The sequence below is a fragment of the Pseudomonas salmasensis genome, from assembly GCF_014268375.2.
Taxonomy (GTDB): domain Bacteria; phylum Pseudomonadota; class Gammaproteobacteria; order Pseudomonadales; family Pseudomonadaceae; genus Aquipseudomonas; species Aquipseudomonas salmasensis.
On record NZ_CP077083.1, the window covers coordinates 973982 to 999598 of the forward strand.

The following is a 25617-nucleotide window of genomic DNA, read 5'->3' on the forward strand; positions in this document are numbered from 1 at the left end:
CAGCAAATCAGCAAAGCCGCATTTATTCAGCGTACCTTGTGATAGTTGGTCAAAGCATTCATATAGGCTGCTTTAACTGTCATGCCTACAGTATCCAATACCTGCGCGTTAAGGGCAGCAAGCTTGTCACCTATCAAGCTTTGCCCCGCCTGCTTCAACTTGAGCCGGGAATGCCCGGCATATTTCGTGCCGGCGATATCCACCGTCAGGCTAACCTCACAGGCGTAATAGTCAGGAGAGTTCCAAGTCTTGACGAAGACTCTGTCGATCTCGACGCTGGTTTTGAGTGTCGAAGAGGGAGAAACGCCCACCGCACGTTTGGTGAACTGGGTCCAGTCATCAACAGGAACGTTGGCGAACCCCTCGTAAAGGCCGACATTGTAATTAGCAGCATGCCAAACAAGCTTGCTCGACTCCTTGCAGCGCGTACACTTTTCAGCGCCAGTCACTTGCACGATGTCGGCCTGTACAACACTACTTTTGATTGCCGCCAACTCGGCCTCCGTCGAGTACGCCGCGAAGTGCAACTGGTTGGTAACGCAACCACTGAGCCCTAACAGAACACATGCAACGATCAAGTACTTCATCAATCACCAATCCCTGTGAAATTCATTTGTTAAGCGGCACACCCTGCCCAAACCGCCGAATCGCCAGGCAATACCCCACCAACGCCAACCCCGCCAGCAAACCGCCCGCCGCGCCGATCCAGGCGAAGCCGAAGTGGCTGCCCACCCAACTGCCCATCAACGCGCCGCCGCCGATGCCGATGTTGTAGATCCCGGAAAACATCGCCATGGCCACATCGGTGGCGTCCGGTGCCAGCACCAGCACCTTGGACTGCATGGCCAGGCCAAAGCCCATGATCGCCATGCCCCAGAAAATGCTCAGCCCCACCAAGTAAGACTCGGCGCCACTCAACGGCAGCATCAGCGCCAGGCACGCGGCCAGGATAGACACCGCGCCGATCACGAACAGATGGGGGTTGAAGCGATGCACCAGGCTGAACAACAACGAACCGATGATGCCAGCACCACCGAACACCAACAGTATCAGGGTCACGGCACTGCCGCCCAGGCCGGCGACGCCTTCGACGAAAGGTTCGATGTAGCTGTAGGCGGTGAATTGGGCGGTGACGGTCATCGCCGTCAGCACGTACAGCGCCACCAGCGCCGGACGCTTGAACAACAGCGGCAGGCTGCGCAGGGAGCCGGAGTTCTGGCTGGGCAGCAGCGGCAAGGTGCGCGCCAGCCAGAACACCAGCGCGGCGGCGAACGCGGCGATCACCAAAAAGGTAGTGCGCCAACCCATGGCCTCGCCCAACAGGCGGCCCAAGGGAATGCCCAGCACCATCGCCAGGGATGTGCCGGTGGCCAGCAAGCCAAGGGCCTGCACCTGCTTGCCCTCTGGCGCCAGGCGTACAGCCAGCGAAGCCGTGATCGACCAGAACAACGCATGGGCCAGGGCAATGCCGACCCGACTGACCATCAGCAAGCCGAAACTGGTGGCGACGCTGGAAAGAATATGGCTGGCGATAAACAGGCCGAACAGCACGATCAGCAATTTGCGCCGTTCAACGTTGCGGGTCAGCAGCATCACCGGCAGCGAGGTCAGCGACACGATCCACGCATAAATGGTGAGCATCAGGCCGACGCTGGCCACGGGCATGTCAAAGCTGGCGCCGATGGCGCTGAGCAGCCCGACGGGGACGAATTCGGTGGTATTGAACACAAACGCGGCCAGCGCGAGGGCGATGACCGGTTGCCAGTTGGCTTGGGGGGTTGCGGCTGAAAGGCTCATTGACGGGCGCGATACTCTGACGATGATCAAGCGGCCACCCAGGACAAGCGCCGCCGCCGAGCATTCTATAGGTTTCTCGCACCGCTGTTGCTGCGGATCGTCGCCCGAAGGCCTACGGCGAAGTCATGGTAATGATGTAGTTGCCTGACTGGATGAGCTTGCCGGCGCGGTCTACCAACACGTAACGCTGATCGTAATAGCGCCCCTCGCCGCTGTCCGCCACCAGCCGCACATGGGGTGCGTCGACACTGGCCACCGGCGCGACACTGCGCACCTCGATGCGGCTACCACGACTGGATTGGGCACAGCCGCGCAGTTCCATTACCGAACCGCTGCGCGCATTTGTCGCACACCCTGACTCGACAATGGCGCCGCTGAACCTGATGGTGCCCTGCCCCACGGTTTGTGCGGCGCCGCAGGTACTTGCCCACAAGCCCAGGAGGCCAGTCATTACCGCTACACGATGAACGTTCATGCCGACACTCCTTCTTGGGTTAGTTAAGAAGTAAGTCGTCGGCACGCCGGTTAACTTGAGCTCATTTACCCGCGAATGAGAGGTGCATCACGGATCCACCTGCCCCATCAACTCAGGAATGCTCTCCGGCCGCTGGGCATAGCGTTGGGCCAGCGCCGCGCAGACCATCAACTGGATCTGGTGAAACAGCATCAACGGCAAAATCAACACGCCCATGCTTGCCCCGGCAAACAGCACCTGTGCCATCGGCACACCGGTTGCCAGGCTTTTCTTCGAACCACAGAACAAGATGGTGATGCGGTCCTCTTGGTTAAAGCCAAACGCCTTGCCCAGCACCGTGGATGCCACCAGCACCAGGGCCAGCAATACGCAGCAGGCCACCACCAACCCGCCCAATTCCCACAGTGGGATCTGGTGCCAGATGCCTTCGTTGACCGCCTCGCTGAAAGCTCCGTAGACCACCAGCAGAATCGAGCCCTGGTCGACGAATTTCAGCCAGGCTTTATTACGCCCAACCCAGCCCCCAATCCAGCGACTGGCGATCTGCCCGGCGATGAACGGCAACAACAACTGCACGCTGATTTTGACAATCGCGTCGACTGTGGAGCCGCCATCCCCGTGCACGTTGAGCAGCAGCGCTACCAGCAGCGGTGTCAGGAAGATGCCGAACAGGCTGGACGCCGCGGCGCTGCAGATGGCCGCCGGGATATTGCCGCGGGCCAGGGAGGTAAAGGCAATCGCCGATTGCACGGTGGCCGGCAAGGCGCAGAGGTAGAGCATGCCCATGTACAGCTCGTCGCCGATCAACGGCGACAGCAGCGGCTTGAGCGCCAGGCCCAGCAGCGGGAACAGCACGAAGGTCAGGCTGAACACCAGCAGATGCAGGCGCCAGTGGCCGGCACCGGCGACGATGGCTTTGCGCGACAGCTTGGCGCCGTGCAGGAAAAACAGCAGCGCGATGGCCAGGTTGGTGACCCAGCCGAACGCCACGGCGGTCTGGCCGCTGGCGGGCAGCAGTGAGGCGAGGATCACCGTGGCAATCAGGGTGAGGGTGAAGTTGTCGGGCAGAAACCGGGGCCGGGTCATAAGCAATTCTTCCAGGGGTTGCCAAGAGCGTCGCGACGACTCTAACGTAACCACCTGTTACCGACTAACGCCAATGAGCCAGTAAATGCCGCCTAAAGGACATGAAAAAGCCGTGCGCCGCAGTGTCCCTGGGCTTTCCAGCCTGCCACGGCCGGTGTACGGGCGCACTGAATCCTTGCCCAACCGTGCGCTGACGCGACGCCACAGCCACCCGTGGGTGCAGTTGTCCTACGCGATTTCCGGGGTATTGGAGATCCAGACCAGCGTCGGCCGTTTCGTCGCGCCACCCCAGCGCGCGGTGTGGATCCCGGCCGGCATGCCCCATCGGGTGTTCAGTTCGCCCCATACGGAAATGCGCAGTTTGTATCTTGATTGCAGCGTCACCGCCTGGGCCGCCGAGCGTTGCCAGGTGCTGGAGGTGAGCAGTTTGTTGCGCGAGTTGATCCGCAACTTCAGCCAATTGCCGGTGGAATATACCGAGGACGGGCCGGACGGACGCCTGGCCCAGGTGCTGCTCGACCAGCTCGCCGCCGCGCCCCAGGTGGATTTGATGTTGCCGCTGCCTCACGACCCACGGTTGCGGCAGATCTACCGCAGCCTCAACCTGCACCCCGAGCAGCAGACCACCTTGGGCGATTGGAGCCGCAAGCTGGGGGTCAGCGAAAAGACCCTCAGCCGGGTGTTCCTGAGTGACACCGGGCTGACATTCCGCGCATGGCGCCAGCGCCTGCGCCTGTTGAGCGCCCTACCCGCCCTGGAACAAGGCGAGCGGGTGACGGATGTGGCATTGGGGTGTGGCTATGAGTCGACCTCAGCGTTTATCAATGCGTTTCGTCAGCAGTTTGATTCCACCCCCGGTGAATTCTTCCGCTGACCCTCCCCAAGATGCAAATAATCCCCAAACCCACGCTCGGCTGGTATTGTGCCGCGCTTTGAAACACAGCAACCGACTGCGAGGAAATGGACGTTGAACACTGACGAAAAAATGACCGGGGACCTGTTCGAGGTTGATAAGCGCCTGTCACTCAAGCCCGTGGTGGACTTCAACGCCTACCTGCGCAGCGCCTTCGGCGACGGCCCTTGCACCTGCGTGCGCTGCACGGCCAGCGGTGGTGATGAAAGCGGCTATGAGTTCCAACACACCTTTACCTTCGAGGGTAAGCCCGTGCACCGCCGCTTCGCTTCGACGGCGGGCAGTGATGTGTTGATGGCGTTGAAGAAGGCCTGGTTGTCGTACACCAAGGCCGAGCTGCCGCTCAGTGGTGTGTTGGCGCTGGATACAGTGAAGGAGTTTGTCGAGCCACAGCTGCACAAACGCCTGGCGCCGCTGTTTGTAGCCAGTGGGTTGGTCAAGGATGTCGACGGCGAACTGCGCATCCAGCCGCAGGCCGCAGCCTGACACCGGCTAATGTGAGAAACACCATTCTCGAAGCAAAGAAGAACCATGTGGGAGCTGGCTTGCCTGCGAAAGCGGTAGCGCAGTAACAGATGCAGTGACTGCCACACCGTTATCGCAACATACAACTCTGTAGGCTGTAGGCGCAGTCGGTAACCACGATGCGAAGCGAGCCGCTCTTGATCTTGATCTGCTTTTGATCTTAGGCGCCCCGTCAAACCACGCTGGCCGGAATTCGACAGGGATTTGGGGGGTAAACCGGCAGGGATGCCGGTTTAGCCGCCCCGCGCCATGGATGGCGCGTGGCGGCGGCCCCCCAAATCACTGGCGGATTACGGGCACACCGAGCCTAAGCGAGGTGCCGAGTGGTGGGGCAAGAGCCCTTTGGTTACTTTGGGGCTCTTTTCCAAAGTGACCCGCCGTCAGGCGGAACCCTAAGTGGCCGTTATCGCAGCAATGGATATGTACACAATACAACTGTGTCGCCTGTCAGGCCGCCTTCGCGAGCAAGCCCGCTCCCACAGTTGGATTGTGGGGTGTCAGGTAGATAGGTGTCGGCTGGGAGGCCGCCATCGCAGGCAAGCCAGCTCCCACACTGGTCATGCATTGCCCACAAAATCAGCGCCCGGCACAAATCCCCTGTGGGAGCGGGCTTGCCCGCGAAGGCGGCGTGTCCGTCACTGAATATTCAACTGAACCACCGCTATCGCAGGCAGCCAGCTCCCCTATTTTCCCGGGTATCGGCTTAGAAACCGGGAACGCCTTGTACGCGCAACTCAGGGGTCAGTTCGTCCAGCGGTTCGGTCAGCGGCCGGTCGTTCCCACCCGGCAGCAGGATCACCTTGCGGCATTCCTCCTCGGCTTTATCAAACAGCTCATACCCCCGCGCCGCCTGCTCCAGGGGCAGCCTGTGAGTGATGATCGCCTCCGGGTGCAGATGCCCCAGCTCGATATGCTCCAACAACTCCGGTAAGAACCGCTGCACATGGGTCTGGCCCATCTTGAAGGTCAGACCCTTGTCGAAGGCATCGCCAAACATGAAGCCATGGATAAACCCGGCATACACCCCGGCGACGCTGACCACGCCGCCACGGCGCACGGCGGCGATGCACTGGCGCAGGGCCTTGCCGCTGCTGCCCTCGATCTTCAGGGCAGTGAGCAGGGTTTCCGTGGTGCTGCCCTTGGCCTCGAAACCTACCGCATCCACCACGCCGTCGACACCGCGCATGCCGGCGGTCTGGCGGATGATGGTGTCAGCCGGGTCCTCGTCTTCTTCGAAGTTGATCGGGATCACGCCGTACATTTTCTGCGCATAGGCCAAACGATACGGATGGTCGTCGACCATGAAGATCTGCTCGGCGCCTAGCATCTGCGCGCACGCCGCACTGAGCAGGCCCACCGGCCCGGCGCCATAAATCGCCACACTAGAGCCTTTGCCAATGCCGGCATTGGTCACTGCCTGCCAAGCGGTGGGCAGGATATCGGAGAGGAACAGCACCTTCTCATCCGCCAAGGTGCCGGGCACCTTGAACGGCCCGGTGTTGGCCTTGGGCACTCGCACCCACTCCGCCTGGCCGCCGGGAATACCGCCATACAGACGGCTGTAGCCGAACAGCGCGGCCCCCGGTGGAATGGCTTTTTTATTCAGGATCGCACCGCGCCCATCGTTGGTGGTTTCACAGGCGGCGAATTGCTGGAGCTGGCAGAAAAAGCAATCGCCACAGGCAATCACAAACGGAATCACCACACGGTCGCCAGCTTGCACGGCGGTGACGGCCGGGCCGGTTTCTTCGACGATGCCCATGAACTCATGGCCGAAGATATCGCCATGCTCCACGGTCGGGATCTTGCCGCGATACAGGTGCAGGTCCGAACCGCAGATCGCGGTGGCGGTGACCCGCAGAATGATGTCGTCGGGTTGTTCAATGATCGGATCGGGCACGGTATCCACCTGCACCTTGTGTGCGCCCTGGTAAGTCATCGCTCGCATGCTCTGCACTCCTGCCGTTGAGGGGTTACTAATTAAGGACAGAGCAGCCCCTCAGTGTTCCTTCGACGTAGAGCGACACCCGATCAATGGTCGCCGCGAGTCTGGGCCAACAGCAGGTCGACTACCTGGCGCACGCTGGCAAGCGCATCGGCGCCGCTGGCCTGGGCCTGGGCGTGCCAGCGCAACTGTTCGGTCGCGCTGTTGCCGCGTTGCAGCAAGGCATCCAAGGTATCGAACAACAGCGGCTCGCCCATGGCCTCTGCGGTAGCGGCAAAGGTTTGTCGGGCGTATTGCAGCCATTGCCCAGCGCTGCCCAAGGTGCCGGTGTCGTCCAATGCAAAGGTACCAGCGGCCCCATACCGCTTGGCCTGCCAGCGATTCTCCTTGAGCAGCCAGCGCGCCTCGGCACTGAAACCGGCGCCAGGGCGCTGCATCGCGCAGGCATGGGTGACCATCACTCGAAACAACGTGGCGAGAGCCAAGGCGTCCGTCAGCCGTGGGCAGGCGTCGGTCATGCGCAGTTCCAGGGTGGGGTAACGCGCCGCCGGGCGGATGCCCCACCAGCCATTGCCATCGGCCTTGATCGCGCCGATGCGCTGCAACAGGGCCAGGTAGCGCTGGTACTCGGCCCAGTCGCTGAAGTGTTCCGGCACGCCCATGCGGGGCCACTCGTCGCACGCGGCCTGGCGGTAGCTCATAAAGCCGCTGGGCGCGCCGTCCCAGAAGGGGGACGAGCAACTGAGCAGCAGCAACAACGGCAACCACGGCGACACCTGGTTCATCACCGCGATACGGTCCAGCGTTTGCGGCACCTGCACGTGCACGTGCAGCCCGCACAACACACTGCGCCGCGCTACGTATTGAATATCGTCAAACAGTTGCCGGAAATGCGCCTGATCGGTCGGCCGTTGCCCACGCCAATCGGCCAGAGGGTGGCTGCCGGCGCACACCACACCGAGGCCGAATTCGGCCAGGGATTGCGCCAGGTTGCCGCGCACAGTCGAGAAATAATCCGCCGCTTCGGCGCTGGAGGTAAACACCGGCGAGGCCGCCTCGATCTGCCCCTGGAACATCTCATAGGAGAAGCCCGCGCCAATCGCTTCGCGGCAGGCCGCCAGCACTGCCGCCGAGGGCTCGCACACCATCTGGCGGCTGTGCAGGTCGGTGATGAAGTATTCCTCTTCAATACCAAAGGTGAGCATCGACATTCAGCGCAGTCGGGTGACGGTCAGCGCGACCACGGCAATGCGCTCCACCTGCTCATAGCCTGGCTTTTCCAGTTCTTCACCGAAAACGTCCGGGTCCAGTTCGCGGTAGGTCCAGCCGTAGGCGTCGCTGCCCAGCAGTGGCTTGACCGCCTCCAGAAAGGGGTCGCTGCCGGCCACCATCGCCACCCCGGTATACAGCAGCAGGCTACCGCCCAGGGCCAGGCGCCCGATAGACTCACTGACGATGCGCAGCGACAACTGCTCCCCGAGGGCGCCACCGCCATGGCGATAGGCGCGCTGGCGGTCATCTTTCATGTACGGCGGGTTGGCGACGATCAGGTCGAATTCGCCCTCCACACTGGCCAGCACATCACTGTGATACACGCTGAGGTTATTCAACCCGGCCAGCTCGGCATTTACCGCCGTCATGCGCAGGGCACGGGGGTTGATATCCACCGCCAGCACCTGGGCGTCATGCCGGGCTTTAGCAATCACCAGCGCGCCGACGCCAGCGCCACAGCCGATGTCCACGGCGCGCTTGAGGGGCTCGAAACGCTGTTGCAAGTAGCCTTCGATTACCTGGGCAAAGCGGTAGCTGTCGGGGCCGAAAAACACCGCGTCCGCTTGGTCGGTGGGATAAGGCGAATGAGCGAACAACAGATCATCGAGGCTCGACCAACGCACCGCACTGCGCCATAACGCGCCGTGTTTTTCGATCACATCCGCTTGCTGCAACTCCTCACGCAAGGCCTCGGGCAACAGGCCTTGATCGAACGGCATCGACCACCCGAACACATCGCGCAGCGTCATTGCCAGGGGCGTCGCCAGCCGCCGATAGACACGCTCATGGGTCAAGGGCGTCGGTGTGATAAAGCGATAACCGCCCTCCTTCAACCCCCGGCCCAGGTTCAACAAGGCACGATCAGCCAGTTGTTGCGCAGACATAGGCACATTCCTTAGCGCAGGCGCGCACGCAGTTGGATAAAGCGGCGAGTGGCATACAGCCCGGCGGGCGTGCAGTGACGGCGTGCCGACAGCCAGGGGATCAACGCATTGAGCTGTTGCACATCGGGCAAGTTGCACAACGACTCCGCCAGGGCCTGGGTATCCGGGTCTGCGGGTCGATGCTGCTCGCGGGAAAACCGGCTGCCGCGTCCCGGCCGTACAGGCGGCACGCGTTCGCTGGCAACCCATTCACCGGCGATCCAGTCATGGATCAGTTGTTTTTCATAACCGCTGAACACCCCAAACATCGCGGCGCCAGCGCCCTCGATCAATTGCCAGAAGCGGCTGTTGGCGGGGTCCTGGTTGTGCTGGATCCAGCCTTTGTCTTCCAGGGCCTTGAGGAACGCGCCGATCTGCCCAGGCTGGGCCAGCCATTGGTTGACGGTCTGGCCTTCGAAGCGGCAATAGTCCGAATGCATGTGCTGGCCGAAGGCGCGCTTGCGTTCGAGCATCGCCACCACTTGGTCCTGCAGGTTGAACTGTTTGATGACAGACGTGGTACCCAGGCCCAGATCATTCAGACGGTAGCCTGCGGCCACCCGGCGATAGAAGTCTGACCTGCCCTCACCCAGCGGCAACAGGTTCAGCACCGATTGTGCGGCCTTGCAGGCGTGGCCACTGCTGGCGTTGTCGATGGTGACGTGCAGCGTGAAGTAATAAGGGTCGATACCCAACTCACTGAGTTCATAGGCGGTGATCAACAGGTGCAGCGGCAGTTGCTCATAACCCAGGTTGAAGCCAATGACCTCCGGCAGGAACTCGTCGGCACACACACCCAGCGCCAGTTGCAGCGCGCCTTGCAGGTAATGGTCATCCTCAAGGCCGGCTTCGCTGTCGGCATCGTGCTCGCTGAGCAACTTGCGGTAGATCACTACATGGTTCTGGGCGGCTTCACCGTCGCCCAATTCTTCCAGGTAAGTGGTGAGCAGGCCGTCGAAGCGCTGGTCTTGCCAATAGCGCAGCAAGCCGTAGAGCCAGGCACCGTCGACCTGTTTGGTGGGTGCCACGCACTGCAGGAAATACAACGCATGGGCCTTGTTCTGGAAATACCGCCGTGGCCCACCGTTTCGGCGCTGTTCCAGATAGTCGGCATAGGCCTGGGCCACCTCGGCGCAGCGCTGCTCGACCCAGGCCAGCAGCTGTTCGGGCGCCTCTGGCAAGTCGCAATCGGTTGCCTCTACCAGGGCCAATTGATCGTGCAGGTATTCACGCGCCAATTCAGCGGCATCTTGGGTTTCGCCGTGCAGTTGTTGGTACACCCGTTGATGGCGGCCCTGAGCCGAATCGGTGAGAGAGGCCGGCTGGCCTGACAGCGCTGTAAGGAGTGTCATGATGGCAGTTTCCGCAAAGTCCGTTACAACGGGCCTCCCACAAGGTGGCCCCGCAAGAGCGCTCACAATCGCGCGCTTCTAAAATGCAGAACCTCGGGGGGTGCAGAAAATTCAAACGGGGTTGGGTTGGGAGGGATAAGCGGTCGTTTGTAGGTGCTCACAAAACCAAAATATCTGTAGAAGCGAGCTTGCTCGCGAAGAACTCACAGACGCCGCGTTTATTCAGGAAGCACGCGTTATCGTTGACGTTTTTCGCGAGCAAGCTCGCTCCTACAGGGTTTGAGATGGCGCTGTTACTTACGCGCCGCCTCCCACTGCTTGAGCAGGTCGTTGTAGTTTACGGTTTCGCCCTTCGGCTTCTCGTTGGCCAGTTTCGGCTTCGGCGCGCCCGGCTGGTCGAACCAGTATTGCGCGTCACGCTCGGGGTTCATTTTCGGGCCGCACACCGGTTGCACCTTGGAGCGTTCCAGGCGCGTCATGATCGCGTCCTGCTCCTTGGCTAGGTTGTCCAGCGCCTGTTGCGGGGTTTTCTCGCCGCTGGCCGCTGCGGCGATGTTGCTCCACCACAGTTGCGCCAGGCGCGGGTAGTCCGGCACGTTGGTGCCCGTCGGGGACCACTCGGTGCGGGCCGGGCTGCGGTAGAACTCCACCAGCCCGCCGAGTTTGGGCGCCATGTCGGTCATGGCCTGAGAGTTGATATCAGACTCACGAATCGGCGTCAGGCCAACGATGGTTTTCTTCAGCGACACGGTTTTGGAGGTCACGAACTGCGCGTAGAGCCAGGCCGCGAGCTTCTGCTTTTCGGGGGTGGACTTAAGGAAGGTCCAGGAGCCTACGTCCTGATAGCCCTTCTTCATGCCTTTTTCCCAGTACGGCCCGACCGGCGAAGGCGCCATGCGCCATTTCGGCGTACCGTCGGCATTCACCACCGGCAAGCCCGGCTTGACCATGTCGGCGGTAAACGCGGTGTACCAGAAGATCTGCTGGGCGATGTTGCCCTGGGACGGCACCGGGCCGGATTCGGAGAAGGTCATGCCCGCCGCTTCCGGTGGCGCGTAGGCTTTCATCCAGTCCACGTATTTCTGCGTGGCGAATACGGCTGCCGGGCCGTTGGTGTCGCCGCCACGGGTGACGCTGGAGCCCACCGGGTGGCAGTCCTCCACACGAATGCCCCACTCGTCCACCGGCAAGCCGTTGGGCAAGCCCTTGTCGCCGCCGCCGGCCATGGAGAACCAGGCATCGGTGAAACGCCAGCCCAGGGACGGGTCTTTCTTGCCGTAGTCCATGTGCCCATAAATGCGCTTGCCGTCGATTTCCTTGACGTCTTCGCTGAAGAACTTGGCGATGTCTTCATACGCCGACCAGTTCACCGGCACGCCCAGGTCGTAGCCGTATTTCTCCTTGAACTTGGCCTTCAGCTCCGGCCGCTCGAACCAGTCGGCGCGGAACCAGTAGAGGTTGGCGAACTGCTGGTCGGGCAACTGGTAGATCTTGCCGTCCGGCGCGGTGGTGAACGACAGGCCGATAAAGTCCTTGAGGTCCAGAGTGGGCGAGGTGAAGTCCTTGCCCTCGTTGGCCATCAGGTCGGTGATGGATTCGGTCTTGCCATAGCGAAAGTGCGTACCGATCAAGTCGGAATCGTTGACCCAGCCGTCATAGATGTTCTTGTCGGATTGCATCTGAGTTTGCAGCTTCTCCACCACGTCGCCTTCCTGCAGCAGGTCGTGGGTCAGCTTGATGCCGGTGATTTCACTGAAGGCCTTGGCCAGCACCTTGGATTCGTACTCGTGGGTGGTGAGGGTTTCCGACACCACGTTGATCTTCATCCCACGGAACGGCTCCGACGCCTTGATAAACCACTTCAACTCCTCCAGCTGTTGGGCTTCGGTAAGGGTCGAGGGTTTGAACTCGCTGCCGATCCATTTTTTAGCGGCATCTTCATACGCATCGGCCCAGGCCGAAGCGCTCAAACCACTGAGGGCCAGTACGGCGGCCAATGAAATGCTATGTCGCAGCTTATTGTTTTTATTCAACATAGAGACCTCCAGGTTAATTTCAAACGGGGCTATCGGCAATCACCTCCCTTGTAGGAGCGAGCTTGCTCGCGAAGAACGCAAAGACACCGCGGGCTACCAGGAGCACTGCGTTATCGTTGACGATTTTCGCGAGCAAGCTCGCTCCTACAGGGTTGCGCACAGCTAGCCCCAACGCATCACACTCAACAGCCATACCAGGGAGAGCGCGGACGCCACCCAGATGCTCCAGTCGGTAACGCCAATGACCAGCAAATGCAGGTAGGCGCTGCCGAGCAGACCGATAAACAAGCGATCGCCACGGGTGGTGCTGATCGGCAGCAAACCGCGCCGCGGGATACTCGGCGAACGCAATTCCCAAGTGGTCATGCCCGCCAGAATCAGGGCAATACCGCCAAAGAACAGCGCTGTGGGGGTGGTCCAGGCCATCCATTCCATCATCGACTCCTCTAGACCCGGCCCAGGGCAAAGCCCTTGGCCACGTGGTTGCGAACAAACCAGATCACCAGCATGCCCGGCAGGATGGTCAACACCCCCGCCGCCGCCAGCACGCCCCAATCAATGCCGGAAGCCGACACCGTACGGGTCATCACCGCTGCGATGGGCTTGGCGTTGACCGAGGTCAGCGTGCGCGCCAGCAGCAGCTCGACCCAGGAAAACATAAAGCAGAAAAACGCCGTAACGCCGATACCGGAGCCAATCAGCGGGATAAAAATCTTCACGAAAAACTTGGGAAAACTATAGCCGTCGATGTAGGCGGTTTCGTCGATTTCCTTGGGTACACCGGACATGAAGCCTTCCAGGATCCATACCGCCAACGGCACGTTGAACAGGCAATGGGCCAAGGCCACGGCGATGTGCGTATCGAACAGGCCAATGGATGAATACAGCTGGAAAAACGGCAGCAGGAACACTGCCGGCGGCGCCATACGGTTGGTGAGCAGCCAGAAGAACAGGTGCTTGTCACCCAGGAAGCGGTAGCGCGAGAACGCATAGGCCGCCGGCAGCGCCACGCTCAGGGAGATCACCGTGTTCAGGCTCACGTAGTACAGCGAGTTGAGGTAACCGGTGTACCAGCTTGGGTCGGTGAAAATCACCTTGTAATTGGCCAGGGTGAAATCCTGCGGAAACAGGGTCAGGCCGCCGAGGATTTCGGTGTTGCTCTTGAAGGACATGTTCAGCAGCCAGTAGATCGGCACCAGCAGGAACAGGATATAGATCAGTAACGGAATCAGCTTGCGCTTGCTCATGTTGGCGGCCTCAGCGGTTGGCGTCGGAATGGGTCATGGCGGTGTAGAACAGCCAGGACACCAACAGGATGATCAGGAAGTACACCAGGGAAAACGCCGCCGCCGGGCCCAGGTCGAATTGGCCGACGGCCATCTGGGTAAGCGTCTGACTCAGGAAGGTGGTGGCGTTACCCGGTCCGCCGCCAGTCAGCACGAAGGGTTCGGTGTAGATCATGAAGCTGTCCATGAAGCGCAGCATCACTGCGATCAGCAGCACGCTTTTCATCTTCGGCAACTGGATATGTCGGAACACCGCCCAGGCCGATGCACGATCAATTCGCGCAGCTTGGTAGTACACGTCCGGAATCGCGCGCAAGCCGGAGTAGCACAGCAGCGCGACCAATGAGGTCCAGTGCCACACATCCATCACCAACACGGTGACCCAGGCGTCCATGGTATTGGCCGCGTAGTTGTAGCTGATGCCCATAGCATTGAGGGTCGAGCCCAGCAGGCCGATGTCGGCACGGCCAAAAATCTGCCAGATAGTGCCGACCACGTTCCACGGAATCAGCAACGGAATGGCGAGGATGATCAGCACCAGCGAGGACCAACGGCCCTTGGTGGGCATGGTCAGCGCGATGGCGATGCCCAACGGGATCTCGATCAATAACACGCAGGCCGAGTAGATGAACTGGCGCAGCAACGAATCGTGCAGGCGCGGGTCGAGCAGCACCTGCTTGTACCAGTCGGCCCCGACGAAATAGCGGCTGGACTGATCGAAAATATCCTGCACCGAATAGTTGACCACGGTCATCATCGGGATCACCGCACTGAACGCCACCAGCAGGAACACCGGCAACACCAGCCACCAGGCCTTGTTGTTCTGCACCTTGTTCATGGCGCCACCTCCAGCAGGTAATCGTCGGCGTAGAGCATCAGCCATTGCGCGGGAAAGCTGATGGAGGCCTTGCCTTCCGGCACCGGCTTGTCCTCGGCCAGGCGCACCTTGAGCGTGGCGCCGTCGAGGTTGAGGGTCATGATTTTGTAGGTGCCAAGATCTTCCACATGGACGACGTCGGCTTGCAGGGCGTCAGGGTTGTACTCGTCCCACACGTGGATAAATTCCGGACGAATGCCGACCTGGAGCTTTTTGTAGTCGGTGGTGTTGAGACGTTGCTGCAACGCTTCGGACAGCGGCAACAGGGTATTGGCGAACCCTACACCGCCAGCCTTGGCCTGCACCTCGATCAGATTCATCCCAGGGCTACCGATGAAATAACCGACGAAGGTGTGGCTGGGCCGCTCGAACAATTCACGCGGCGTCCCGAACTGCACGATTTGCCCGCCGTACATCACCGCGATCTTGTCGGCGAAGGTGGAGGCTTCCAGTTGATCGTGGGTGACGTAGACCATGGTGATATTGAACTGCTCGTGAATCTGCTTGAGCTTGCGCCGCAGTTTCCACTTCAGGTGCGGGTCGATCACCGTCAGCGGCTCATCGAACAGAATGGCCGACACGTCATCGCGTACCAGGCCACGGCCCATGGAGACTTTCTGTTTTTCGTCGGCGGTAAGGTTGCGGGCTTTTTTGCTCAGCAGGTTTTGCAGGTCGAGGACTTCGGCGATCTCCTGCACCTTGCTGTGAATTTTCGCTTCGGCCATGCCCTGGTTGCGTAGCGGGAACGCCAGGTTGTCGAACACCGTCATGGTGTCGTACACCACCGGGAACTGGAACACCTGGGCGATATTGCGTTTCTCCGGGGTGAGCTCGTTGACCACTTGGGTATCGAACAGCACCTGGCCTTCGGACGGGCTGAGCAGCCCGGAAATGATATTGAGCAGTGTGGACTTGCCGCAGCCTGATGGCCCGAGCAAGGCGTAGGCACCGCCCTGCTCCCATACATGGTTCATTTCCCGAATGGCGTAGTCTTCTGGCCCTGTGGGCGTAGGGCTGTAGCTATGGGCCAGGTTGCGCAAATGGATCTCGGCCATCAGGCAACCCTCGCGACACGGCGCCCGGGGGCCTGGACCAAGCGGCCCTGACCATCGAACACAAACAGTTTATGGGTGGGGATATACACGCGGATCGGCGCGTCGACATCGTATTCATGCACCCCCGGCAGGTGCAGCACCAACAGGAAGTGCTCACTGCGCACATGCAGGAAGGTTTCCGAGCCACTGATTTCGGCGACTTCCACGGTCACCGCCAGCTCCAGGTCATCATCGTTGCTGGGCACCAGGCTGATATGGCTGGGGCGCACGCCAAAGCGGAACTCGCCTTCGCCGATGGGGCGCAGGTCAACGTTGAGTGGGAAATGCACGAAATTGGCGAAGCTCACTTCGTTGCCGCTGATGCGCCCTGGCATCAGGTTGATCGGCGGCTCGGAGAACAACTCAGCGGCGAGCACAGTTTGCGGCTGGTGATAGACCTCGGCGGCCTTGCCACTCTGGATCACCCGCCCCTCGTGAAGAATGGTGGTGGTGCCACCCAAGGCCAGGGCTTCGTTGGGCTCGGTGGTGGCATAAATGGCGATGGTGTGGCGCGCCTTGAACAGTTCGCGCATTTCCTGGCGCAGCTCTTCGCGTAGTTTATAGTCCAGGTTGACCAGCGGTTCATCGAACAGAATCAGTTCGGCGTCTTTCACCAGGGCGCGGGCCATGGCGGTGCGTTGCTGCTGCCCACCGGACAGCTCCAGGGGGTGGCGCTGCAGGAATTTCTCGATGCGCAGCATCTTGGCGGTTTCCAGCACCTTGCTCTGGATCACCTCATTGGACACACCGGCCTGACGCAACGGCGAGGCGATGTTCTCGAACACGGTCATGGTCGGGTAGTTGATGAACTGCTGGTAGACCATCGACACATTGCGCAGGCGCACCGGCTTTTGCGTGACATCCACGCCGTTCATCAGGATGCGGCCGCTGTCGGGCTTGTCCAGGCCGGCCATCAGGCGCATCAGGCTGGTCTTGCCGGACAGGGTGCGGCCGAGCAGGACGTTGAAAGAACCGGCTTCGAACCGCAGGTTGGCGTCGTCGATCCAGGTTTGGCCGTCGACAACACGGGAGACATGTTCCAGGGTCAATGACATGACACGACCTTTTTATTATTGGAATGAATCTGGTCCGTTGTCAGAGCGAGTTTCGTGCCAAAACTGCAAGCGCTTGATGTGTAAGGAAATGGGTGAACCCTGATGTTCAGGAGTGAACAATCTGGCTGAACAACTGAACACTGCCGGGGTTGACAATGAACAGTTGTGAACAACACTTTATGCGCGACGAAGATCAAATGTGGGAGCGGGCTTGCCCGCGATGGCGGTGCATCAGTTTGTAGATGCTGTGCCTGACCCATTGCCATCGCGGGCAAGCCCGCTCCCACATTGTTCGATGTCTGACGTTAGATGGCGTAAGACCCGACAACAATAATAAAGAAGGTCGCACGATGGCCGAACCCTTGACCCACGACACCCTTATCCAGGAATCCTGGCGCCGTTGCCGCGCCTACGGCCTGGATCACCAGAGCGCCCCCAGCTTTGACCAACTGCCCGCCGAGGGCATTCGCCAACTTTTGGAAAGCCAGCATTCCCTGGTACAGACCACCCACCAGGAAGTGTTGCCCTACTACGAAAACATCCTCAGCAATTCCAATTGCCTGATCATGCTGGCCGACAATCAGGGCCAGGTGCTGACCTCGTGGGGTACCCAGCGGTTTATCGAACCCACGCTGGCCCGTGGCTTCAGCCCCGGCGCCAGTTGGATGGAACGCGCCAGCGGCACCAACGCCATCGGCACCGCGCTGGCCTGCGCCCAGGCCGTGCATATTGAACACGATGAGCACTTCCTCAAGGCCAACCGCTTCATGACCGGCTCCGCGGCGCCGATTTTCGACGCCCAGCGCGAAATCATCGCGGTGCTGGACGTGTCCAGCGACAGTTACCTACCGCCCTCCCACACCCTGGGCATGGTCAAGATGATGAGCCAGACCGTGGAAAACCGGCTGATCCTCAACCTGTTTCGCGGCGAACACTTCCAACTGACCTTCAACACCGGCCTGAGCAACCTCGACAGCCAATGGGCCGGCCTGCTGATCTTTGATGAAAGCGGCCAGGTGCTGTCGGCCAACCGGCGTGCGGATAACCTGCTGGGCATCAGCCTGTCGCGGGTGATGATCGACAGCCTGTTCAAAGTGTCGCTGCTGGAGTTGCTCAACCAGCCGGAAGGGCTGCCCTTTGCCTTGCAAGCGGCGGGACGCAATCGGTTCCAGTGCCTGTTGAAGCGGCCCAAGCAGATGCCGGTGCAGGCGCGGGTGTTCAGCCAACCGTCGCCGCCAGCACCGACCTCGATCAACCTCCAGACCCTGCATTTTGGCGATGTGCGCGTGGAAAAAGCCGTGCGCCAGGCCGAGCGCCTGCTGGAAAAAGACATTCCGTTGTTGATTCACGGCGAGACCGGCGTGGGCAAAGAGGTATTCGTCAAAGCCCTGCACCAGGCCAGTTCCCGCAGTCGACAGGCGTTGATCGCGGTGAACTGTGCGGCGATCCCCGCAGAGCTGGTGGAATCGGAACTGTTCGGCTACGAAAAAGGCGCCTTCACCGGCGCCAACCAGAAAGGCAGCATCGGCCTGATCCGCAAGGCCGACAAGGGCACGCTGTTTCTCGACGAGATCGGCGATATGCCGCTGCCGACCCAGGCCCGCCTGTTACGGGTGCTGCAAGAACGCTGCGTGCAGCCGGTGGGCAGCAGCGAGGTGTTCCCGGTGGATTTGCGCATCATCTCGGCGACCAACCGCGCCTTGCGCGAACTGGTGCAGGCCGGGCGCTTTCGCGAGGACTTGTACTACCGCATCGGCGGCTTGACGCTGGAGCTGCCGCCATTGCGCGAGCGTACCGACAAGCAGGCGCTGTTCCAGCAACTGTGGCAGCAACACCGCGAGCCGACGCAATGGGCCGGGCTGAGTGCCGAGGTGCTGAAGTTATTCGAGCAACACCCGTGGCCAGGGAATTTACGCCAGGTGAGCAGTGTGTTGCAGGTGGCGTTGGCAATGGCCGAAGAGCAGCCGATCCGCGCAGAGCATCTGCCCGATGATTTTTTTGTGGATTTGCAAGCGACAGTGCCGCAGTCCAAACCCGAACACCTGGATGAACGCCTTGACCTGAACCAGCGCCTGGAAGCCGTGGGCGGGAATATTTCCCACCTGGCGCGGGAGCTGGGGGTGAGTCGCAACACCCTGTACAAGCGCCTGCGCCAGCACGAAGGCTGAGTTAACGCCAGCTCCAGGAAACGCCGGTGTAGATACCCCGCCCATCAGCGGGGGTGGAACGTGCAGCGTCCATGCCGTTGTCGTCGTAGCCCGGCGTGACGGTGTTGGCGTAACGGCGGTTGGTGAGGTTGCGCAGGTCGACCCAGGCTTGCCAGTCCTGCTTGGGCGCGTCGTAGCCGAGGGTGGCGCCGAGGGTGGTGTAGGCCGCCGCGTAGTAGGAATTGGCGTAGTCCACCGCCACCCGTGAGGCATGCTCGGTGTTGAGGCTGGTGTAGAAACCCGTCGGGTGGCTGTAGCGCAATTGCGCCTGGTAGTAGTGCTTGGGAATGCCGGGCAAGGTGTTGTCGCCGAAACGGTCGTCGTCGCGGTAATGGAAGTCGCTGAAGGTGTAGGCCTGGCGCAGGTCGAGTTTACCGCTGCGGCCGCCGTCCCACAGCGGGCTGAGCAGGCTCAACTCCACACCCTGGTGCACGGTGGGGCTAGCGTTGGACTCGGCGATGATCGCGCTACTGTTGGCGGTTTGGGCCTGGGTTTCCACGGAGAGCAATTCGTGACGCACTTCGGAGCGATAGAGCGCCAGGTCCCATTGGCCAAGCCAGGCTTCGCCGCGCCCGCCGATTTCCAGGGTGGTGGCGGTCTGATTACGCAGCTTCACGCCTTCGCGCTGCAACCCCGTGGCTGCCCCACTGCCCGGGCCAAAGTATTTGTTCGAGCCCCAGATCATCGACCACGCGTGCGGTGGCTCTACCGAGCGGCTCAGGTTGCTGTAAATCTGCAGCTGCGGGGTGAAGTCGTAACGCAAGCCAATGCGCGGCGCATAATCCCAATCATGCTGACTTGTCGGCGCCTGGCCGTCGGGGTACGTGACCTGGGTTTCGCGGCGCGTATAGATCGCGGCGAGGCCGGTGGTCAGCCATAGATCCTCCACCAGTTCCAGCTCATTGCCTACATGCAGCACGGTATCGGAACCCAGGTAGCTGTAGTCGCGGGTCTTGGTGCCGGGGGCATAAGTGGCGGTATTGCCCGCAGGGATGCGGACGTATTCCGACGCGCCATTGTTCGGCATCGCCTGGGTAGTACGCAGGCCGAGCGTGGTGGTGCTGGCATGGCCGAACAGGCTGTCCTGGCGGATGTAATTCAGGGTGCCGCTGATATCGGTGTAGGCAACTTTGAGGCGGTTGGTGCCTTCGCGCAGGTCCATGGGGTAATCGTGATAGGCCAGCCCGACCTCGACCCGTGAATTATCGTCCAAGCGCAAGGTGGTCTTGTTGGCGATCCAGGTGGAGCCCGGTTGCAGGCGTTTTGAATCGCGGGCGGCATTGAGGCTGTTGGCGGCACGCGGATCATGGCTGATCTGGTCACGCGTGAGCCTGCCGGGAGAATCGTTGGTGGTTTCGCGATACCGCAAATAGAAGCGCGTTTCCAGGTCTGGGTTAAAGCGGTAGCCGAAATTGGCAGCGATGCCCTTGCCGGTACCAAAGCTTTGGTGCTGATAACCGTCGGACGCCGAATCGGTGAGGCTGATGTAATAGTCGGCGTCCCCCAGCACTTGCCCCGAACTGACTTCACGTTGAGCATAGCCGCGACTGCCGACCTCATAGCGCACTTGCAGCTTGGGCGCGTCCAAGCCGGTGCGGGTGACGTAATTGACCGCACCGCCCAAAGCCAATGCACCCTGATCGAACCCGTTGGCGCCACGCAGCACCTCTACCCGGCTTTGCCACAGCGGGTCCTTCAGCTCATAAGGCGTACCCCCTGGGCCGGTAAGCGGCAGGCCGTCGAACATTTCATACAGGCCGGAGGCATGGGCACCGGGGGCGCGGTTCAGGCCCGAGCCACGAATGGACACCTTCACCCCTTCGTTATTGGCCGCCTTGGCATACACACCGGCCTGGTACTTGAAGACATCCTCGTTGCTGCTGACCCGCCCCTGCTGAACGCTGTCCATATCGATGTAATTAGTACCACCGGGCACGCTTTTGAGTTGTGCCTGGGCGATTTCTGCGGCGCTGGCCTCAGCCGTGGTGACTTCAACCGGCGCCAATTGCAGGCTTTCAGCCTGTACCAGCGAACTGAGGGTCAAGGCGGCGAAAATAAACGGGGGGTGGCGCAGCAGCATTGGGGCAGGTCCTTGGAATCCGGGAACGTGCCGGGCCGAGCCCACCACGCGAACAGTGATGGGAAGGCAGGCACGCCCGTCGAGTCACTCCTTAATGACGGGCAGGGGCGTATCAAAAACAGGGATGAATCAGTTTAGCCATCGGTAGTTGCCAATGCCCGCAGCAGATCATCGGCATCCGACCCCGGCGCAAAGCGAAAGCCATACATTTCGTCAGTGGAGAGAATCTCCCCCAAGATGTCGCGCAACTGGGCCTCCGTGGGCGAGTCACGCAATAACTTATGCGCCGGCAGCAACAACTCGGCAGACACGCCCTGGGCCGTCGCGGCGTCGATCACCGCATAGAGGATAAACCGCAAGCGTATTTCGCGATCCGTGGGCCAAACCGTTTTTCGTTTACCCAAGGTAGGGCCTCGTGTTTAAGAAAAATCCGAGGCTATTGCCCGCAGGCAAGCGTTTCAAGCCACAGGAGGCAAGATAGGCCGCTTCCTACAGCGGAAAGGGAAACACCGCACCGATTGGTCGATGCGATGGGCCTTATTGCACCGGCAGGAAATTCATCAGCAACAGGCTTTGTGCGTAATTGAGGCCAATGCGCCGGTAGCGCTCATCGAGGATTTGGGTCAACAGGTCCAACCGCGCGACGATCTTGCCGAACTCAACGGCAAAACTGAGGTTACTGCCCTCCTCCGATATTTCATTGGAAAACAACAACAGCACACCATTGGCATCCTGACGCTGGCTGAGCAACCAGGTGGCCTTTTCGATATTGCGCGCGGCGTTGCTGACAAACTGCGGGTTGATCGAATCGGTCACATAAAACTGCGTGCGCCCGCCGTGAGCGGTCACAAGCATGCTGCCAATCGCATAGATGAATGCGCCGACGCGGTCGCCGCGAAAGTCGGGGCTCAAGGAATAACTCAGGGCAGCCAAGTCACGCCGGTCACCCAGTGCGGGCAAGGGTTGGCGATTTTCGATGGCCTGGCGGATTTGCCGGGCGGCAGTCACCGCATCCGGATAGCCCGATTGACGCCATTGGTTGGGGTTGCGCAGGTAGAGCTTGCTCATCAGCAAGTAGAGGCTTTGCAGGTTGTCACGCATGCCCAAGGTGGCCATGCGGTCGACGCTGGTCTGGAAGAACTCATCGGGCTTGCCATCGCTGAACTGCCTGGCGATATCGCGGCCCTGTTGTTGGCTGCAGCCTGCGGCACACAGCGTTAATATCGCAGCCAGCAGCAGCGGCCATCGGGAAGTGGAAACAGTTGACGTTCGATCCATCGGCACCGGGTCTGATCTGTGGGCCACGCGCAGGAGTCGGGTGGCTGGGACAGGGGTAGATCAGCAAAATGCAAAAAAGTGCAGCGGTGCGGGTCGGATCGCCCTCTGTAGGAGCGAGCTTGCTCGCGAAAAACGTCAACGATAACGCGTGTTTCCTGATTGAACGCGGCGCCTGTGAGTTTTTCGCGAGCAAGCTCGCTCCTACAACCGCATTACGGCACAGGGCCGGGCTCGTTCGCCTGAACGCCTTCAGGTGTCGGGATGTTCGCTTGCGACGGAATCGGCCGCATCTACATCCGACATATCTTCTTCAAGAGGCGCCTCGTCATCCGGCGGCAGCGGGATATTGTCCTCGTCACGCCGCGGGTCATGGCCGGTCTCGTTATCGGTGCCCCGGGTAACCGCTTGCTGGGAAATGTTGCCTGGGGCTTTCTCGTTGATTTCCATGCTGGCACTCCGTTTATAGGCTCGGGATATCCGCGCTTAGGAATGAGAGGCTGCATCGGGATTGAGAGTGCCGGGCGTTAGACGAATGGCGTTTAGTAGGCAGTCGGGGTGAAAGAAAAACTGCTGCCGTGCTGAGAAATTCTGCGGCGAACAAGGTCTCCCGGCTTCATATCAATTTCTGATTCGATGATTCTTGAGGTGCCGAAAAGCATGTATTTCGAGACACCAAGAATATGCTTGCCAGGGGCCAGCCCAAACCTGGCAACCTCCCCAGGGTGAAACTCGGCAGCCGGTTTCCCATCAATATGCAGAATAAAACGGACTTCAGCTCCGTAGATGCCCGAGTCTCTAGTCACCACCAACTGAGCCGCGTTCTTTTCCGTGAAGGCATACATTCTTGTGGATGGCACAGGGTCTGCGATGTCGGCAGATATAGGCGAAGTGGAGCACCCACCAAGAGCAGCAAGCAGTAATGCTCCGATTAAGCCTCGCATATCGTTCCCTCAAAAAATTTGTGCGACTTTAACATCCACGATAACCATAACAAGCTGTCTGTTCGCTATGTCTTATCTGATGGTCGTTCTCCCCACCCACCGTTTGCCGCAGCAGAGCGACACCGGTCATCAATCTTCGGGATTGTTGTCAGCAAACGACTTATTCAGTAGGCCCTGAACGACACTGTCGGGATCACCCAGCAATTGCTTACTGAATGCCTCTCCCTCGGCTGGACGCGTCGCGAGTAGCCCCCAGGACTTTGTTCCATCTGTGTTAAAGACCACGATTAGCTGATTGTCTGCACAATCATGTGGCTTGCACATGTGGCCTACCGTAAAGCGCTTACCATCCGCCGAAACCGTCTCGACTGGCGACGCTGTGCCCTGAGCTTTACTGACCCAGTCCGGATAACTGAGCATCTCTGCGTAGGCTTTTTTGTAAGGCGCTTTGCTGGCAATCTCGGGCAGATATTGCTCAGCCCAAACGCCTTCAGAGACTAGCATCATGGAGGCACCCGCCAGCATCGAAAGGCTCAGTATTTTCATTCGAATGACTCCATCTCGCTGACTTTTCAGCCGCTTTCGCAGGTTGCACTTAAACATCGGTATGAAAGCTGGGACAGGGCACTGTTTTAGAAGTTTCGACGCTCACCTAACAAACAAGCTTGAAATCATGAGGCAGGCCATGGCTGCCGTGTAGAGGAATAAATCAGTCAAGCTAAAAGCTCCGTACTGTGCTTAGTAATGAATATGCAGTGCGAGGGCACGTGCACGATGACAGCTCCATACGGATCAAGTAAGACAGCATAGTCTTGTAGAAAACGTGCTGTGATGACGGCGGCCATTTGCTTCGTGTACTTTCGACCCTCGACTTCACTTACGGATGAGTATCATGAATGACGATTTGAAGCAGTCAGGCTCTACGACTACATCACAAGCCACCACCTCTCTAGAGCAGGTCAAAACCGGCAGGGTCCTGGATTTTACCTGGGCGCCAAACGCCAACACCACGACCACCATCGTCTCGGCAGACTTTGTCGACTACAAGGTCGATACTGCCCAAGGCAGCCCCACTGGCGACAGCCATTCCATTGCACGATTTACCTATGTCCAGGGCAAAGGCGGTGGCCAGATCAGCCAGCTCTTTCTGGAAGAAATGCGTGCCGGTGTACGTGCCAATACCCAGATCGGGTTGATGGTAGGACGCAAATGGGTTCTGGACCCCAATGGGGAAGTTTCCGGCAGCATTGGTACATACGTGGTTGAGCAATTCGACGACATGCGCGCCAGTGTGAATTATGTCGGCTCCTTCGCTCGGGTCTTCGCTGATCCGAGAATGGTCAGTTACCACGCTGGCGGACATGTGCACACCAATGTTTCTATCACCGGCAGCAGGCCCTTGACCATGGCGGACTCAGGCAAGTCGATCCTGGTCATCAGCGATACAGATGTCACGCTGACAATCGGTGATGACGTGATTGAAGGGTTCAAGGTGACTTTAATCCAGGCCGCCGCCGGCAAGGTCAACATTGCCGTATCGAGCAGCCATGTGATCTACAGCAACGCTGGAAGCCGCACGCACACGCTCAATCCACTGGATGAACTGGAAGTCAGTACCTTCCCATTCGGGCCGGTGTTTCTGGCCTTTCGAGTTAGACCAACTGCCTAAATAGCCCGATATAACCAAACCCCAGAAACGCAAAAGCCCCGCTTTCGCGAGGCTTTCGTGTAAATCTTGGCGGGAAACCAGGGATTCGAACCCTGGAGACGCTATTAACGTCCGCCGGTTTTCAAGACCCGATAGGCGAATCCAAGCCGATCGGTGTGTTGACGTCGACCACCGTTCCCTAAATCTCGTTTAACCATCAAGCTACAAGACTCATTTTACAAGGGGCGCGGTTTGAGTTTGGGAACTGTTTTTGCCGCCCCCCGTCGCTCGCCACTTTAGCGTAATCTGCGAAGGTCCTGCCATGAAATCGTCGAGCCCCCGCTTTATCGGCTTCACTCCGTATCAAAGTCGATCCGACCGGTTTCCATCACCCGCATGCCACCTAGGTAGCGTGGCTTCAATGGCATCCTTCCAGGCATATCCTGGTGGATATGAAGCCAGTACCCAGATTGACCGGACTTAGCAACGGTCTCGACCACAAAATGACTTGCATCTTCGACCGACCATTTCATGGCGGCGGCCATTTTTTTGCGTTGTTGCTTGGAGTTCAAGGAATCATAGCGAATACCTTTCATAGAAATGGTATCGATAGAACATCTATAAATCATGATAAAGAAACCCACTACTTATCCTATCCGGCAACGGGGGTTGGCGGCTAGCCGGAGACAGTCCTCGAGTTACCGCGCTTATTCAACGAAGCAGCATTGGATACGCGTCGAGACTGATCCACCATCGGTGGCTTCGATATCAAACCGCGCTTGGTTGTGCCATCCTATCGCGAGAAAATCTTTTTCCTGAAAGCAGCA

Annotated in this window: 25 protein-coding genes; 4 read left to right on the forward strand and 21 right to left on the reverse strand. The window is 59.8% G+C overall.

Annotation, left to right across the window (positions count from 1 at the left end; genetic code table 11):
* Positions 1-26 precede the first annotated feature (26 nt).
* The 4 genes from HU731_RS03955 to HU731_RS03970 all read right to left on the reverse strand — a co-directional run bounded on the left by HU731_RS03955 (position 27) and on the right by HU731_RS03970 (position 3358).
* A complete protein-coding gene (locus HU731_RS03955) occupies positions 27-587 on the reverse strand; it encodes a hypothetical protein (protein WP_186608021.1) in 561 nt (186 codons plus the stop codon).
* A 22-nt stretch (positions 588-609) separates the two neighbouring features.
* Positions 610-1797 (reverse strand): sugar transporter, encoded by a 1188-nt coding sequence (locus HU731_RS03960; RefSeq protein ID WP_054917142.1) that lies wholly within the window; start codon positions 1795-1797, stop codon positions 610-612.
* Between the two features lie 112 nt (positions 1798-1909).
* On the reverse strand, positions 1910-2272 hold the full coding sequence (locus HU731_RS03965; RefSeq protein WP_186608020.1) for a type 1 fimbrial protein: 363 nt from the start codon (positions 2270-2272) through the stop codon (positions 1910-1912).
* Between the two features lie 87 nt (positions 2273-2359).
* Positions 2360-3358 carry a bile acid:sodium symporter family protein gene (locus HU731_RS03970; RefSeq protein WP_186608019.1) on the reverse strand — a complete coding sequence of 333 codons (999 nt, stop codon included), beginning with the start codon at positions 3356-3358 and terminating at the stop codon, positions 2360-2362.
* Positions 3359-3443: 85 nt separating this feature from the next.
* Between HU731_RS03970 and HU731_RS03975 the strand changes: the two genes are divergently transcribed.
* Both HU731_RS03975 and HU731_RS03980 read left to right on the forward strand, forming a co-directional pair.
* Positions 3444-4232 (forward strand): AraC family transcriptional regulator, encoded by a 789-nt coding sequence (locus tag HU731_RS03975; RefSeq protein ID WP_120249073.1) that lies wholly within the window; start codon positions 3444-3446, stop codon positions 4230-4232.
* Positions 4233-4325: 93 nt separating this feature from the next.
* Positions 4326-4757: a hypothetical protein gene (locus HU731_RS03980; protein ID WP_186608018.1), complete on the forward strand. Its 432-nt coding sequence runs from the start codon at positions 4326-4328 to the stop codon at positions 4755-4757.
* A 742-nt stretch (positions 4758-5499) separates the two neighbouring features.
* On the opposite strand, the gene HU731_RS03985 is transcribed toward HU731_RS03980, so the two are convergent.
* The 10 genes from HU731_RS03985 to HU731_RS04030 form a co-directional block, all read right to left on the reverse strand.
* Entirely contained in the window at positions 5500-6744 is a 1245-nt protein-coding gene (locus HU731_RS03985; protein WP_137204451.1) for a zinc-dependent alcohol dehydrogenase, read from the reverse strand.
* 83 nt (positions 6745-6827) lie between these two features.
* The gene (locus tag HU731_RS03990) at positions 6828-7946 is read right to left on the reverse strand and encodes a carboxylate-amine ligase (RefSeq protein WP_186608050.1); all 1119 of its coding nucleotides are present in this window, start codon (positions 7944-7946) and stop codon (positions 6828-6830) included.
* A gap of 6 nt (positions 7947-7952) precedes the next feature.
* Positions 7953-8897 (reverse strand): methyltransferase, encoded by a 945-nt coding sequence (locus tag HU731_RS03995; RefSeq protein ID WP_186608017.1) that lies wholly within the window; start codon positions 8895-8897, stop codon positions 7953-7955.
* An 11-nt stretch (positions 8898-8908) separates the two neighbouring features.
* Positions 8909-10288, reverse strand: a complete 1380-nt coding sequence (locus HU731_RS04000) for an iron-containing redox enzyme family protein (protein ID WP_186608016.1) — start codon at positions 10286-10288, stop codon at positions 8909-8911.
* Positions 10289-10581: 293 nt separating this feature from the next.
* Positions 10582-12324 carry an ABC transporter substrate-binding protein gene (locus tag HU731_RS04005; RefSeq protein ID WP_003192009.1) on the reverse strand — a complete coding sequence of 581 codons (1743 nt, stop codon included), beginning with the start codon at positions 12322-12324 and terminating at the stop codon, positions 10582-10584.
* A gap of 162 nt (positions 12325-12486) precedes the next feature.
* On the reverse strand, positions 12487-12759 hold the full coding sequence (locus HU731_RS04010; protein ID WP_014718862.1) for a DUF2160 domain-containing protein: 273 nt from the start codon (positions 12757-12759) through the stop codon (positions 12487-12489).
* A gap of 11 nt (positions 12760-12770) precedes the next feature.
* Positions 12771-13571 carry a carbohydrate ABC transporter permease gene (locus HU731_RS04015; RefSeq protein WP_003232361.1) on the reverse strand — a complete coding sequence of 267 codons (801 nt, stop codon included), beginning with the start codon at positions 13569-13571 and terminating at the stop codon, positions 12771-12773.
* 10 nt (positions 13572-13581) lie between these two features.
* The gene (locus tag HU731_RS04020) at positions 13582-14448 is read right to left on the reverse strand and encodes a carbohydrate ABC transporter permease (RefSeq protein ID WP_005789024.1); all 867 of its coding nucleotides are present in this window, start codon (positions 14446-14448) and stop codon (positions 13582-13584) included.
* Entirely contained in the window at positions 14445-15542 is a 1098-nt protein-coding gene (locus HU731_RS04025) for an ABC transporter ATP-binding protein (RefSeq protein WP_186608015.1), read from the reverse strand. Before HU731_RS04025 ends, HU731_RS04020 begins: the two co-directional genes overlap by 4 nt.
* The gene (locus tag HU731_RS04030; RefSeq protein ID WP_032896727.1) at positions 15542-16636 is read right to left on the reverse strand and encodes an ABC transporter ATP-binding protein; all 1095 of its coding nucleotides are present in this window, start codon (positions 16634-16636) and stop codon (positions 15542-15544) included. Before HU731_RS04030 ends, HU731_RS04025 begins: the two co-directional genes overlap by 1 nt.
* 350 nt (positions 16637-16986) lie before the next feature.
* On the opposite strand from HU731_RS04030, the gene HU731_RS04035 reads away from it, so the two are divergent.
* Positions 16987-18804 (forward strand): sigma-54-dependent Fis family transcriptional regulator, encoded by a 1818-nt coding sequence (locus HU731_RS04035; RefSeq protein ID WP_186608014.1) that lies wholly within the window; start codon positions 16987-16989, stop codon positions 18802-18804.
* Between the two features lies 1 nt (position 18805).
* Here HU731_RS04035 and HU731_RS04040 read toward each other — a convergent pair whose 3' ends face one another.
* The 6 genes from HU731_RS04040 to HU731_RS04065 form a co-directional block, all read right to left on the reverse strand.
* Positions 18806-20923, reverse strand: a complete 2118-nt coding sequence (locus tag HU731_RS04040; protein ID WP_186608013.1) for a TonB-dependent receptor family protein — start codon at positions 20921-20923, stop codon at positions 18806-18808.
* 134 nt (positions 20924-21057) lie between these two features.
* On the reverse strand, positions 21058-21327 hold the full coding sequence (locus tag HU731_RS04045; protein ID WP_186608012.1) for a hypothetical protein: 270 nt from the start codon (positions 21325-21327) through the stop codon (positions 21058-21060).
* Between the two features lie 133 nt (positions 21328-21460).
* Positions 21461-22201 carry a hypothetical protein gene (locus HU731_RS04050; RefSeq protein WP_186608011.1) on the reverse strand — a complete coding sequence of 247 codons (741 nt, stop codon included), beginning with the start codon at positions 22199-22201 and terminating at the stop codon, positions 21461-21463.
* 249 nt (positions 22202-22450) lie between these two features.
* A complete protein-coding gene (locus HU731_RS04055) occupies positions 22451-22648 on the reverse strand; it encodes a hypothetical protein (protein WP_034134528.1) in 198 nt (65 codons plus the stop codon).
* Positions 22649-22740: 92 nt separating this feature from the next.
* Positions 22741-23142: a hypothetical protein gene (locus tag HU731_RS04060; RefSeq protein ID WP_014718871.1), complete on the reverse strand. Its 402-nt coding sequence runs from the start codon at positions 23140-23142 to the stop codon at positions 22741-22743.
* A gap of 129 nt (positions 23143-23271) precedes the next feature.
* A complete protein-coding gene (locus HU731_RS04065) occupies positions 23272-23688 on the reverse strand; it encodes an Ivy family c-type lysozyme inhibitor (protein ID WP_056783741.1) in 417 nt (138 codons plus the stop codon).
* Positions 23689-24034: 346 nt separating this feature from the next.
* Here HU731_RS04065 and HU731_RS04070 point away from each other — a divergent pair, with 346 nt between their 5' ends.
* Positions 24035-24811 carry a hypothetical protein gene (locus HU731_RS04070; RefSeq protein ID WP_186608010.1) on the forward strand — a complete coding sequence of 259 codons (777 nt, stop codon included), beginning with the start codon at positions 24035-24037 and terminating at the stop codon, positions 24809-24811.
* A gap of 332 nt (positions 24812-25143) precedes the next feature.
* Here HU731_RS04070 and HU731_RS04075 read toward each other — a convergent pair whose 3' ends face one another.
* Positions 25144-25434, reverse strand: coding sequence for a hypothetical protein (locus HU731_RS04075; protein WP_186608009.1), 291 nt, complete (start codon positions 25432-25434; stop codon positions 25144-25146).
* Between the last annotated feature and the right edge of the window lie 183 nt (positions 25435-25617).